Source organism: Paraburkholderia bengalensis, from assembly GCF_037126505.1.
In the GTDB taxonomy this organism is placed as follows: domain Bacteria; phylum Pseudomonadota; class Gammaproteobacteria; order Burkholderiales; family Burkholderiaceae; genus Paraburkholderia; species Paraburkholderia bengalensis.
In genome coordinates this window covers 1-12,630 of record NZ_JACFYJ010000158.1, presented here as the reverse complement: position 1 = coordinate 12,630, position 12,630 = coordinate 1, and the positions used below count along the sequence as shown (strand labels likewise).

Below are 12,630 nucleotides of genomic sequence, written 5' to 3'. Positions count from 1 at the left end.
CCCGTACTCGCTCGCGAGCGCGCGATCGTTCAGCAGCGACTTCGCCATGACATGCCGGAATTTCAACGGCAGCAACGAAGTCACGGCGCCGGTGGCCGACAAAAAGAGCTTTCTCATGATCAAAGGATACAAACACCGGCGTCGGCGGCATAGGTTTATGTCTCCGCACTTTCGGCAATGTCTTCAGTCGATTCGGCCATGCGTTGCTTCTGCACGCAACGTTGACATGCTTTTTGCATGCGGCTTGTGCGCCCAGACCGCTTGTCCGCAGATCCGGCGGGTTCGCTGTATGCTCGCCGGATATAGAAGGGTCGCACGCGCGCAATCGCCGGACTTGTCGTGAACCAATCCAGGCCACCAGCAGCCAGCACGAGCACGTCGCGTGCGCCCTCCTGAGCGGGCGTATAACGTCTTTCCGCCCGATGCATCCGTGAGACGAACCTGGCGGCCCCGCTGGCCGCCAGCGCAAAGGGCGCCCATGCATGATCCTGCTCACTTTCTTCCGTCGTTCGTCTGGCGCGCGGATCGCGACGGGACGATCCAGTATGCGAACCCGTGGGCATCGCGCTACCTCGGCATGCCGGCGCGAGAGATCGTCGGCCGCTCCTGGCAGGCTTTCGTCCATCCCGACGACATCGCGCCCGTCCTCGAAGCGCTTCGGACCATGCGCGACGGCAGTCTGTTGCGCAATGTCGAAGTGCGTCTGCGGCGCGCCGACGGCGCATTTCATTGGCACGTGCTGCATCTTCAGGCGCAACGGGATACGGCCGGGCGTATCGGCGACACCGTTGGCGTCGCGACGGACATTCACCACTGCCGCGACGCATGGGCGATGTACGAGGCGAGCGAGCGCCGGCTGAAGGCTGCGTTTCAGGGCGCGCGCATGGGCGCCTGGGAATGGGACATGAAGAACCGCCTCGTGCGCATGAACGAACAGCTCGCCGCGCTCTATTCGTTTCCGCCTGGCACGGAAGCCGTCGCGCTATCCGATCTCTGGAACCGCGTTGCGCCCGAATACCGTGCGCCATTCCAGCAGCGCGTCGAAGCCGCGCTGTACTGCGGCGGCCCATTCGAATTCGACTATGTGCTCGACAATGACGCCACGCCGCCGCGCTGGCTGCGCATGCGCGGTCATACGGAGTTCGACGAACAGGGCGCGCTCGCGCGCGTGCACGGCGTCACGTTCGACATCACCGAACAGCGCGCCGCCGAAGATCGCCTGATCCACAGCGAGCGGCGCTATCGCGCGCTCGTCGAATCCACGGGCGCGCTCGCCTGGTCCGCAGGCGCGGACGGCGAAATCCGGCCCGCGTCCGAGCCGTGGGAACGCTTCACGGGTGCCGAATCCGACCGTCTCGTGAAATGGGGCTGGCTGGACTTCGTGCATCCCGACGACCGCGACAGAACGCGTGAAGGCTGGCTCGCCATCCTGCAACGGGGCAAGACGGGCACGCTGACGTTTCGCATGCGCCGCTACGACGGCGCGTATCGCGTGGTGCGGGCGCACGCGGCGCCGCTATACGACGCGCACGGCAAGCTACAGGAATGGTTCGGCACCACCACCGACGTGACGGAGCAGCACGACGCGCAAGCCGCCGTCGAAGCCCGCAGCCTGCGCCTCACGGTGGCGATGCAGGCGGCCGAGATTCACATCGTCGCGCTCGATCTTGCGTCGTGGACGCTTTCGTTCGAGATCGGCGACGAGCCGAGCGTCGGCGATGTGCAAACCTATGACGCCGCGCTCGCGCAGGTGCATCCCGACGACCGCGCGGCGCTCGACCGCTACGTGCGCCGCCTCGCGGCGGGCGACGACCCCGGTGGGCATTTCGAATTCCGCGTGCGCAACCCGGCGGGCGAGCAATGGATGGAAGGCAGCGCCTTGCTGCAGCGCGACGCGCACGGCAAGCCGCTGCGGCTGATCGCGAGCGTCATCGACATTACCGAGCGCAAGCGCATGGAGCTGATGCTGCGCGAAGCGGACCGCCGCAAGGACGAGTTTCTCGCGATGCTCGCGCACGAACTGCGCAATCCCCTCGCGCCGATCCGCACGGCCATCGCGCTGCTCGAAAAGGATGGCCGCGCCGACCGGCGCTCGGCGGACCTGATCGAACTGATGCGCAGACAGACCGAGCATATGACGCGGATCGTCGACGATCTGCTGGAAGTGTCGCGGATCACGCAAGGGCGCATCGCGCTGCAGCTCGAGCCGATTCTGGTCGGAACGGCTATCTATCACGCCGTCGAGGCGATCGCGGCCTCCGTCGAGATGCGCGGTCAGCATATGCACGTCGATGTCGCGGACGCGACCGCGTGGGTGCGCGGCGACGTCACGCGCATCTCGCAGATTCTCGTCAACATCCTCAACAACGCGAGCAAATACACGCCGCAAGACGGTCACATCACGATCAGCGCCAAAGCCGACGACGAGTGGGTGTCGATCGTCACGACGGATACGGGCACGGGCATCTCGGCGGACCTCTTGCCGAAGGTGTTCGAGCTGTTCTCGCAAGGCGAGCGCACGCTCGATCGCTCGAACGGCGGGCTCGGGATCGGCTTGTCGCTGGTGAAAAAGCTCGTCGAACTGCACGACGGCACCATCGCCGTGCAAAGCGACGGCCCCGGCCAGGGCACGACGGTGACAGTGCGCGTGCCGCGCCTGCATCACCATGAGCAGCACTCGGCGCAGGTGCTGTCGGAGCCCGCCGCCGGGGCGACGCCCAGCGCGCTGCGAATCCTCGTCGTCGACGACAATCGCGACGCGGCCGATTCGCTCGCGATGTTGTGCGAATTCGGCGGCCATGCGGCACTCGCGGCGTACTCGTCGGCGCAGGCGCTGGAAATCGCGGCGCAGTTGAAACCGGATGTCGCGCTGCTCGACATCGGCTTGCCGGACATCGATGGCTACGAGCTGGCGCGCCGGTTGCGGCACAAGGGCGAGAGCGTGCCGCTGCTGATCGCGATCACGGGGTACGGTCAGGCCGAGGACCGGTTGCGGGCGCAATCGGCCGGCTTCGACTATCACTTCGTCAAGCCTGTGAATGTGGAAAGTCTGCTCAAACTGCTCTCGTCGATGACGGGCGGGGGATGAAGCCGCTCAAAGGCGTAAAGGTGGACGTAAAGAAGGACGTAAAGAAGGACGTAAAGGCGGCGCGAATGGCCAGGGAGGCCTCGAACATGGAGCGGGAAGAATTCGTCACGCGATTGACGTCGATACTGCAGGACGCGGGGCCGGGAACGGTCGCCGAGCTGACGGATACGGCGATTGCGTACTGGAATGGAGAACGGCTCGTCTACGCGTTCGTGAGTGCGGAGGGTAACGGCGCGCAGGGCGAAGAATTCGATCTTGGTGCGCAGCGATGGGCGCAATGGAAAGACTGGCTCGTCGACTGGCTGACCGATCCGCTATTGAGCGTACGACATGGACTGCATCATGGGACGTAATGCGGAACGTAACTGGATGGGGGCGCGCCGGATCATGAAGCGCGCTCCCAGAGCGCTCGCGACGGGCGTGCTCGCGTGCGTCATCGCCGCCAGTTCGGCCTGCTCGACTGCGACAGGGCCGCAAACGGTCCCGTCCGCGCGATACGGCGAAACGCCATCGTGCAGCGTGCCGGGCCGCTTTTGCCAGACGTTTTTCGGTCCTTGATCTTCTTCGGTGCCTGATCCGCGAGACGTACCGCGTGCGTCGCTGTCAGTTCGAACGTGCGAACTCCGTTTCCTTCACGGCCTCGACGAGATAATCGACGAACGACGTGATCCGCGCCGAGATCGCCGTGTTGCGATAGTAGACAGCGCTGATGGGCTGCCGCACATCCTGCGTCTGCCGCGCGAAGAGCTGGACGAAGCGGCCCTCGCGCCGGTCGCGGCCCGTCATGAAGTCCGACAGGCACACAATCCCGGCACCTTCCAGCGCGAGTTGCCGCAACGTCTCGCCGCTCGACGATGCGATGGCGGGTGTAATCCGGTAAGGCTCGTTCTCGGGCCCGGGCAACGGCCAGACGTTGAGCGACTCCGGCTGGGTGAAACCGAGCAGCGAATGCTTCGCGAGATCGTCGACGCGTTTTGGCTGGCCGTGCGCTTTCAGGTATGCGGGCGTCGCCAGCACGCGTATCCGGCTGCTGCCGATGGGTCGGCTGTGCAGCGTCGAGTCCTTCAGCCTGCCGATCCGGATCGCGACATCGGTGCGCCGTTCGAGCAGATCGATAATGCCTTCGTTGCTATTCAGTTCGAGCTCGACCTGCGGATAGCGCGCGCGATAGCCCGCCACGAGCGGCACGATCACATGCAGCATGAACGGCGTCGCGGCATCGACGCGCAATCGCCCTGAAGGCCGCTCGCGGCGCGCCGCGACCTGCTCTTCGGCGCTCTCCACCGCGCCGATGATCTCGCGCGCGTTCTGCAGAAAGGACTTACCCTCCTCCGTCAGTTCGAGCCGCCGCGTGGTCCGCCGCAACAGTGTGGTCTGCAGCTTCTCTTCGAGCCGCCCGAGCGTGCGGCTCGCGCCCGACACCGTCTGGTTCAGCTGCTCGGCGGCAGCCGTGATGGAGCCCGTATCGACCACGGTCGCGAAGGTTTTCAGTTCGTCGAGTGTGACTTTCATATTTGAGCTGAATTCAACAGTGCTTCCTTTATAGACGTGCTTTCCCGCAAAAGTAAAGCAGACCTGCTCACGCCGCCAAAAAATAACTTGACAGTCTATCTAGTAGTAGATAAAGTACGCCACATGGAACCGACCACGACCGTCCGCGATCAGATTCTCGACCACGCCATCACGCTGATGATGCTGCGGGGTTACAACGGCTTTAGCTATCGCGATCTGTCGGAACTGGTTGGCGTGAAGACATCGAGCATCCACTATTACTTTCCGTCGAAAGACGACCTGGTGCTCGAAGCCGTTAGCGTCTACAGCAGCGGTATCCTCGGCGCGCTCGGTAAGATCGACGCTTCGTTGTCGGCGGATCAGAAGCTTGGCAAGTACACGAAGCTGTTCGGGAGGACGTTGGGCGAAGGCGACCAGATCTGTCTGTGCGGCATGCTCGCCGCCGACATCGAAGCGCTTCCCGACGCCGTGCGTAGCGCCGTGCAGGCATTTTTCAAGGCCAACGAAAGCTGGCTCGCAAAGGTGCTGGCGCAAGGCGCGAAGGAAGGCACGCTGAACGTCAGCGGCAAGCCGGAGAACGCGGCGCGCACGCTGTACGCGGCGTATCAGGGCAGCGTGCTGGCCAGCCGGCTGTTTCGCACGAAGGCCCGGCTCGAAGATGTCGAGAATGCGTGGAAGGTTTCGAAGTAGCAGGTGTTGCAAAGGCAGTATGCAGGGCGGCTCATTACCGCCTTTTATTGGATCGGGTTATCTATCTTCTAGTAGATAAATAACCGGCGAGTGACATTTCGAACAGAAGTGAAGGCACGCGTCCTATCTATCTATGAGTAGATAGCAACGCAAGCCGATTCCATTTTCAACCATTGCCAGTCAGGAGTTACATCATGTCGATCGAAAGAGTTCTTTACCGCGCCCACGCTCACGCCACGGGAGGCCGCGATGGCCGCGCCGTCGTCCCCGAAGGCAAGCTCGACTTCAAGCTGGTCACGCCGCGCGAACTGGGCGGTGCGGGCGGCGAAGGCGCCAACCCCGAGCAACTGTTCGCAGCCGGCTACAGCGCGTGCTTTCTCGGCGCGATGAAGTTCGTCGCGGCGCGCGACAAGACGGCCATTCCCGCCGACGTCTCCATCGACGGCAGCGTCGGCATCGGCGCGATCCCGAACGGCTTCGGCATCGAAGTCGAACTGAAGATCTCGCTGCCCGGCATGGACCGCGCCGCCGCCCAGGCACTGATCGACAAGGCTCACATCGTGTGCCCGTACTCGAACGCGACACGCGGCAACATCGACGTCACGCTCACGCTGGTTTGACCGGCCTCCCCTTTTAAACAAAAACAGAGCATCGGAGCCACTCATGAAAGCCCTCAAGCCCCTCGTCCTCGCCGCCCTTCTCGCAGCGAACGCCGCCATCGTGTCCGCGGCATCCGCGGCGCCCGCCACCGCACAGCCGACGCCCGACCGCGTCACGAGCGCGTTCCTCACGCAGCTCAATAGCGGCACGGGCCCCGCGATCAACACGCTGCCGCCCGCCAAAGCCCGCCAGGTGCTGATCGACGCGCAGAACGGCGTGAAGGTCGACCTGTCCGGCATCGACGTATCGAACCGCACGATCGAACAGGACGGCCTGAGCGTGCCCGTGACCATCGTGCGTCCGCAAGGCGCGACGGGCACGCTGCCCGTGTTCATGTTCTTCCACGGCGGCGGCTGGATTCTCGGCGACTTCCAGACCCACGAGCGGCTGGTGCGCGATCTCGTCGTGCAGTCGGGCGCGGTGGCCGTCTTCGTGAACTACACGCCGTCGCCCGAAGCGCGCTATCCCGTCGCGATCAATCAGGCGTATGCCGCCACCAAATGGGTCGCGGAGCATGGCAATGAGATCGGCGTCGACGGCAGCCGCCTCGCCGTGGTCGGCAACAGTGTCGGCGGCAACATGGCGGCCGTCGTGAGCCTGATGGCGAAAGACCGGCACGGTCCGCAAATCCGCTTCCAGGGTCTGATGTGGCCCGTGACGGACGCCAATTTCAACGACGGCTCGTATCTCGCGTACCGCGACAAGCATTTCCTGACCCGCGCGATGATGCAGTGGTTCTGGGACGCGTACACGACGGACCCGGCACAGCGCGCACAGATCTATGCATCGCCGCTGCGCGCATCGGAAGAAGAGTTGAAGGGTCTGCCGCCCGCACTGATCCAGGTCGCGCAGTTCGACGTGCTGCGCGACGAAGGCGAAGCATACGGACGCAAGCTCGATGCCGCCGGCGACGAAGTGACGACGACGCGCTACAACGGCACGATCCACGACTTCGGCCTGCTCAACGCGCTGGCCGGCGATGCGCCGACGCAAGCCGCCACGAAGCAGCTCGCCACCGAGATCAAGACCCGCCTGAAGTAAGGGCTTGCGCTGTTCCTGAAGCGATGGCGAACGCGCCATCGCTTCAGGTCGCTAAACGGGAAGGGTGAACGCGGCAGTGTGAGATGCGCAAGGCGCGCTGCAGGGATCAGGCGGCGTTGCGCGCCAGTTCGAGCCGGTTGCCGCCCAACGATTTGGCGCTGTACAACGCCCGATCGGCGGCAGCGAGCAGATCGGCGAGCGTGGAGGCTTCTTTTCCGAACTGCGCAAGGCCGGTGCTGACGGTGGCCTGCACGCCGACGCCATCGACGCGATGCGAGATCGTTTGCGCGAACCGACTGACGACGGCCTCGCCCGCCCGCTTCGCGCCGGCGCTGTCGCAGCCCGGCAGCAGGGCTGCGAACTCTTCTCCGCCGATGCGCGCGAGAATCGCCTCCGGCCCCAACGCACCGCGCGCGATGTCGCCGAATGACTTGAGCACCGCATCGCCGACATCGTGCCCGTAGCGATCGTTGATCGACTTGAAGTGATCGAGGTCGAACGCGAGCACGGAAACCGGCCGCAAAGCGCCGCACTCGCGGATCACGCGCGTGCCCTGCTCGAAAAACCAGCGCCGGTTGCCGAGTCCCGTCAGATAGTCCGTTTGCGATTCCTGCAGCAACTGACGATGCGCTTCGTCCCGAACGACGCGCAGCAACGCCATGGGCAGGATGACGGAATACAGCACGCCCTCGTACATCGTGACCTTGCTGGCCAGCGACTGCACCGCTTGCCCGTGCGACGAAACCAGCCACGGCAGGATCAGCGCGCGGAATGCGTAGAAGGATGCATGAATGCCCGCCACGATCACGGCGATATGCCGCGACTGCAGCGACTTGATGCCGTCGCCGCGCAGCAGTTCGAGCGACGTCGCGCCGGACACCAGCGCAATCGGAATCGCGCTGAGGTAGGCCCACATGATTTCCTGCCGCGGCGTACCGATCATCGCCCACGTGAGGGCCAGCATGACGAGCACGCCAATCGAAAAGACAAGGTGCCGCCGTCCGTTCAGGACGGCAACGCCATGCAGCAACAACAGATACCCGGTAACGATGACTAGATTGCTGATCGCGGAGCCCGTCACGCCGGGCAGAGCATGGCGCTGCGTCGCCCCGGCACAACCGATGGCAAGCGTGGCGTAGCCCGCTGCCAGAATCTTCAACTCCTTGCTGCGCTTCGGATGAACGCGGCTCTCCCACAGGATCATCCCGGAACTGGCGAATAGCGTTCCGATGATGAGGAAATAAAGGGTAAGAAGATCGACGTGCATTACGTGCGGAAGGGCTCTACGCCGGCATATCGCGGCGAGAGCCGCATTCTACGATGAAAATTTCGGCAGCACGACGATATCGAGCCGGATCGCAACTGCTTGCGCAGTCATCAAACAGGTTATCGGCAAAGCGCGCGGTTTTTTGAGGTTCTAGCCGTGGTTCTATTGGTGGTTCTACCCGTGGTTCTAGCGTGGTTCTATCCGTTTGCCCGCTCTGTCCAGCGCGACGGCACACTTTAGGCAATTGCTACATAATCCAAGGCCGAACCGCATGGAGAACGCGATGGACTACGTGAAGCTGGGGCGCACCGGGCTCGATATCTCCCCGCTCTGTCTGGGTTGCATGACGTACGGCGTGCCCGAGCGCGGCCCGCATCCTTGGACGCTGAACGAGGACGCGAGCCGTCCGCTGATCCGCCAGGCGCTCGAGGCTGGCATCAACTTCTTCGATACCGCTAACACCTATTCGGACGGCACGTCGGAGGAGATCGTCGGGCGCGCGCTGAAGGACTTCGCGCGGCGCGACGAGATCGTGCTCGCGACCAAAGTGTTCTTTCCGCTCGGCAATCGCGCGGACGCGAAGAAACCGAATGGATCGGGCCTGTCGCGCAAGGCGATTTTCCAGTCGATCGACGCGAGCCTCGCGCGGCTCGGCACGGACTACGTCGATCTGTACCAGATCCACCGCTGGGACTATGCAACGCCCATCGAAGAAACGCTCGAGGCGCTGCACGACGTCGTGAAGGCGGGCAAGGCCCGCTACATCGGCGCGTCGTCGATGTACGCGTGGCAGTTCGCGAAAGCGCTGCACGTGGCCCGGCAACATGGCTGGACGCGCTTCGTGACGATGCAGAATCATCTGAATCTGCTGTATCGCGAGGAAGAACGCGAGATGCTGCCGCTCTGCGCGGACGAAGGCATCGGCGCGATTCCGTGGAGCCCGCTCGCCCGTGGCCGCCTGACGCGCGACTGGGACGAGACCACGGAGCGCCAGAAAACCGACCGCTTCGGCAACAGCCTTTACGACAAGACGGCGGATGCCGATCGGCGTGTGATCGATGCCGTCGCGCGGATCGCGGCCGCGCGCGGCGTTCCGCGCGCGCAGGTCGCGCTGGCGTGGGTGATCGGCAAGGCGGGCGTGAGCGCGCCCATCATCGGCGCATCGAAGCCGCATCATCTCGACGACGCCATCGCGGCGCTCGGCATCAAGCTCACCTCCGACGAAGTCGCCGCACTCGAAGCGCCCTACGTGCCGCACGAAGTGGTCGGATTCGAGTAAGCGGTCGCATCGAACGCACCGTTCTGGTCCGGGCCCGCTTCTCGTGGGCCGCCTCGCGTTGCCTCCCTCAAGCGTGCATCGGCCGCACGCCTGCGCTTGCGTATGCCTGACCCGCATTCGACGTGCGAATCAGGAAAGCCCTCTCCTTTCTCAATAGTGCGCCTGCCGCGCTGCCGTCAAGATCCCGCTGTCGACCCCGACGCCGTTCCATCTCGCCGGCATCGACATGGGTTGAATCGCGGCGCGCCTGCAGCAGCGCGCCGTTCATCTGCGTCGCCAGTTTGCTTGTGTCATCGGAAAGGAGCGGTACATGTCTCACCATCCCAATGCGCCGACGCCCGGCCCGGCCACCACGCCGCGTACTGCCGGCGAGGACCTGTATGCCGTCGCAACGGCCAACCCCTTCGTGGCACGAATTTAATGACGCTGCTAGATTCCTGCCAGCAGAACCCTTGAGAGGGAGTTCCATGCCAGAAAAATCGAGTCCGCAACCCTCCGTGGCGCGGTCATTTGCCCTGATCGCTGCTGTCGTCGCCATACTTGTCGTCGCGTTCGCCTATACGGCCGGCTGGCTGACGCCAGCGCGCCTGACGCCCGCGAAGATCGTCAACGGCCTCGCGCCGCCGGGCGGCCCCGCGTTGGGCTTCCGGCGCAATCATGCGAAAGGCATCTGCTTTACAGGCACGTTCGAATCGAATGGCGCGGGCGCGGCGCTTTCCAGCGCGCCCATGTTCGCGGCGGGCTCGTATCCCGTCGTCGGGCGCTTCAATCTCGCGACGCCCGACCCGAAAGCGGCCGATCCGACCGTGCGCGTGCGCGGCCTGAGTCTCGATGTCGTCACGCCGGGCGGAAGCGAATGGCGCTCGGCGATGATCGACGCGCCGTTCTTCCCCGTGGCGACGCCGCAGGCGTTTTACGCGCTGCTCGAAGCGTCGGCGAAGAAGGATGATCCCGACGCGATGAAGAACTTCGCCGCCGCGCATCCCGAGTTTGCTGCATTCGGCGCATGGGCGACCACGGCACCGTGGACGGCTTCGTACGCGCAGGATCAGTACAACAGCCTGAACAGCTTCGTCTTCACGAACGCGCAACGACAAGACCAGCTGGTGCGCTGGTCGTTCGTGCCCGCCGCGAAGCCGCAGGCCGTCACGCCCGACGAGCTCAAGCAGCGCGGTCCGAACTTTCTCGACGCCGACATCACGCAGCGGGTGCAAAGCGGGCCGCAGCGCTGGACGATGGTCGTCACCGTCGCAAATCCGGGCGATCCGAGCGCCGACCCGAGCAAGGCCTGGCCGGACGATCGCCGCAAGGTCGAAACGGGCACGCTGGTAGTCAGCAGGATCGAGCCCGAGCCGGACGGCCCATGCCGCGATCTGAATTTCGATCCGACCGTGCTGCCCTCGGGCATGCACGTTTCCGATGATCCGTTCCCGGCCGCGCGTTCGGCTGCGTACTCGGTGTCGTTCAACCGCCGCACGGCGGAAGACAAGTACTACCCGCATACCCCCGCCGAAGGAGCGAAGCCATGAACACGACTCAACATCGCTTCTCCGCGCTGCAGCGCGCGCTGCACTGGATCATGGCGGTCTGCATTCTGGCCATGCTGTTCATCGGCGTCGGCATGGTGTCGACGATTCGCCCCGACTATCTGACGCTGGTCTCGATTCACAAGCCGCTCGGCATCGCGATTCTGGTGCTGGCGCTGATCCGGCTGGTGGTCAGGCTCTCGCGCGGCGCGCCCGCGCTGCCGGCGGACATGCCCGAACCGATGAAGCTCGCGGCGTACCTGTCGCATCTGGCGTTCTACGCGTTGATGATCGCGCTGCCGCTGCTTGGCTACGGCATGCTCGCGTCGGCGGATTACCCCGTCGTCGTGGCCGGCATCCGGATTCCGTCGCTGCTGCCGCATAGCAACGAACTGCACACGCTGCTGTGGAACGCGCACAAGTATCTGGCGCTGTGCTTCTTCGCGCTGATCGTCGTTCACCTCGCGGCCGCGCTGTTTCATGCGCTGGTCCGCCGCGACGGCGTTTTCCATGCGATGGCGCCGTGGCGCTGAAGCACGGCTGAGGTTCGTCCGAAGCGAAGCGGATCACGCGATCCGCTTTTTTCTTTCCTCTTCCTGGCTCGCCGGGCCCCTCTTCCCGATCCCCACTTCACCGGCGATCCGTGCGGCCAGCATCACGGTTTCGCCCGCAATGGCGGAATCGAACAGGCCGACGTCCGGCAGCGCCACCCACCCACCATGCATCATCTGACTCGTAGCCAGTCTGGCCGGCCGCTATCGCACGGCGCGCGCCGTCATCACGGACCACGACGGAGAGATCATGGGTTGGAAAGGTCTGCTGTTCGAAACGCCCGTCTGGATTCTGGGCCGCTTTAGCCGTCCGCGCTTCGACCCGCGCGAAGCCGCGCCGCGCGAGATTCTGGTGCTGCGCCCGAACGACTACGGCGAACTCCTCACGACGACACCCCTGTTCGAAGCGCTGCACACGCGCTTTCCGACGGCGCGCCTGATTGCCGGCGTCGGCCATTGGGGACGGCCGATCCTGGAGAACAACCCGTTCATCGATGAAATCGTCGAGATCGACGCGCCCTGGAACAACAAGATTGTCGAAGACCGGTCGCATCGCGCGGTGCTGCGGTTTCTGACGACGTCGCCACAGGTTGCCGCGCTGCGGGCGCGCGGCGGTTTCGACGTGGCCATCGACGTGCTCGGCAGCTACATGGGCGCGCTGCTATTGATGCGCGTGGGCGCGCGCTACCGGATCGGCGTGCGCGGCTATCGCGGCGGCTGGTCGGGATGCCAGGCGTACACCGAATACGGACGGCGCCAGTGCGGACGCGCGGCGCTCGCGCAGGCGGAACTGCTCGGCGCGACCCGTTTGCCCGAGGTGCGGCCGCAGTTGTATCTGACGGCGCAAGAACGCGCGCGCGCGGCGCAGATCTGGGCGGACGGCCCGAGGCAACAAGGTACGCAGCAGAGCGCGCAACAGACCGTGCAGCCGGCGGCACAAGGCCGCCGCGTCGTGCGCGTGATCGCCGGCGTTGGCGCGGGCGTCGCCGCGAAGGCGTGGCCCGCCCATCGCGCGG

At 64.8% G+C, this 12,630-nt stretch carries 13 protein-coding genes; 9 read left to right on the top strand and 4 right to left on the bottom strand.

The window, feature by feature from the left end:
• Positions 1-478 precede the first annotated feature (478 nt).
• Both H3V53_RS40860 and H3V53_RS40855 read left to right on the top strand, forming a co-directional pair.
• Positions 479-3,088 (top strand): PAS domain-containing hybrid sensor histidine kinase/response regulator, encoded by a 2,610-nt coding sequence (locus H3V53_RS40860; protein ID WP_336602685.1) that lies wholly within the window; start codon positions 479-481, stop codon positions 3,086-3,088.
• On the top strand, positions 3,085-3,441 hold the full coding sequence (locus tag H3V53_RS40855) for a hypothetical protein (protein WP_336602684.1): 357 nt from the start codon (positions 3,085-3,087) through the stop codon (positions 3,439-3,441). The genes H3V53_RS40860 and H3V53_RS40855 overlap by 4 nt, the downstream gene beginning before the upstream one ends.
• 250 nt (positions 3,442-3,691) lie before the next feature.
• Here H3V53_RS40855 and H3V53_RS40850 read toward each other — a convergent pair whose 3' ends face one another.
• On the bottom strand, positions 3,692-4,600 hold the full coding sequence (locus H3V53_RS40850) for a LysR substrate-binding domain-containing protein (RefSeq protein WP_336602683.1): 909 nt from the start codon (positions 4,598-4,600) through the stop codon (positions 3,692-3,694).
• A gap of 123 nt (positions 4,601-4,723) precedes the next feature.
• On the opposite strand from H3V53_RS40850, the gene H3V53_RS40845 reads away from it, so the two are divergent.
• From H3V53_RS40845 to H3V53_RS40835, 3 genes are all read left to right on the top strand, one after another.
• Positions 4,724-5,290 carry a TetR/AcrR family transcriptional regulator gene (locus tag H3V53_RS40845; protein WP_336602682.1) on the top strand — a complete coding sequence of 189 codons (567 nt, stop codon included), beginning with the start codon at positions 4,724-4,726 and terminating at the stop codon, positions 5,288-5,290.
• 194 nt (positions 5,291-5,484) lie between these two features.
• Complete coding sequence (locus H3V53_RS40840; protein WP_336602681.1) at positions 5,485-5,910, top strand: organic hydroperoxide resistance protein; 426 nt, start codon at positions 5,485-5,487, stop codon at positions 5,908-5,910.
• 43 nt (positions 5,911-5,953) lie between these two features.
• Positions 5,954-6,991 (top strand): alpha/beta hydrolase, encoded by a 1,038-nt coding sequence (locus tag H3V53_RS40835; RefSeq protein WP_336602680.1) that lies wholly within the window; start codon positions 5,954-5,956, stop codon positions 6,989-6,991.
• A gap of 106 nt (positions 6,992-7,097) precedes the next feature.
• Here the strand turns inward: H3V53_RS40835 and H3V53_RS40830 are convergent, their stop codons facing one another.
• Entirely contained in the window at positions 7,098-8,258 is a 1,161-nt protein-coding gene (locus H3V53_RS40830) for a GGDEF domain-containing protein (RefSeq protein WP_336602679.1), read from the bottom strand.
• Between the two features lie 283 nt (positions 8,259-8,541).
• Between H3V53_RS40830 and H3V53_RS40825 the strand changes: the two genes are divergently transcribed.
• Positions 8,542-9,537, top strand: coding sequence for an aldo/keto reductase (locus H3V53_RS40825; protein ID WP_336602678.1), 996 nt, complete (start codon positions 8,542-8,544; stop codon positions 9,535-9,537).
• 67 nt (positions 9,538-9,604) lie between these two features.
• Here the strand turns inward: H3V53_RS40825 and H3V53_RS40820 are convergent, their stop codons facing one another.
• Complete coding sequence (locus H3V53_RS40820) at positions 9,605-9,805, bottom strand: hypothetical protein (protein WP_336602677.1); 201 nt, start codon at positions 9,803-9,805, stop codon at positions 9,605-9,607.
• 199 nt (positions 9,806-10,004) lie between these two features.
• Here H3V53_RS40820 and H3V53_RS40815 point away from each other — a divergent pair, with 199 nt between their 5' ends.
• Positions 10,005-11,066, top strand: coding sequence for a catalase family peroxidase (locus tag H3V53_RS40815; protein ID WP_336602676.1), 1,062 nt, complete (start codon positions 10,005-10,007; stop codon positions 11,064-11,066).
• Positions 11,063-11,596 carry a cytochrome b gene (locus H3V53_RS40810; protein WP_336602675.1) on the top strand — a complete coding sequence of 178 codons (534 nt, stop codon included), beginning with the start codon at positions 11,063-11,065 and terminating at the stop codon, positions 11,594-11,596. Before H3V53_RS40815 ends, H3V53_RS40810 begins: the two co-directional genes overlap by 4 nt.
• 33 nt (positions 11,597-11,629) lie before the next feature.
• On the opposite strand, the gene H3V53_RS40805 is transcribed toward H3V53_RS40810, so the two are convergent.
• A complete protein-coding gene (locus tag H3V53_RS40805) occupies positions 11,630-11,773 on the bottom strand; it encodes a hypothetical protein (protein ID WP_336602674.1) in 144 nt (47 codons plus the stop codon).
• 91 nt (positions 11,774-11,864) lie between these two features.
• Between H3V53_RS40805 and H3V53_RS40800 the strand changes: the two genes are divergently transcribed.
• Positions 11,865-12,630, top strand: a 766-nt coding sequence (locus H3V53_RS40800) for a glycosyltransferase family 9 protein (RefSeq protein ID WP_419539738.1), incomplete at its 3' end; no start/stop codon positions are given.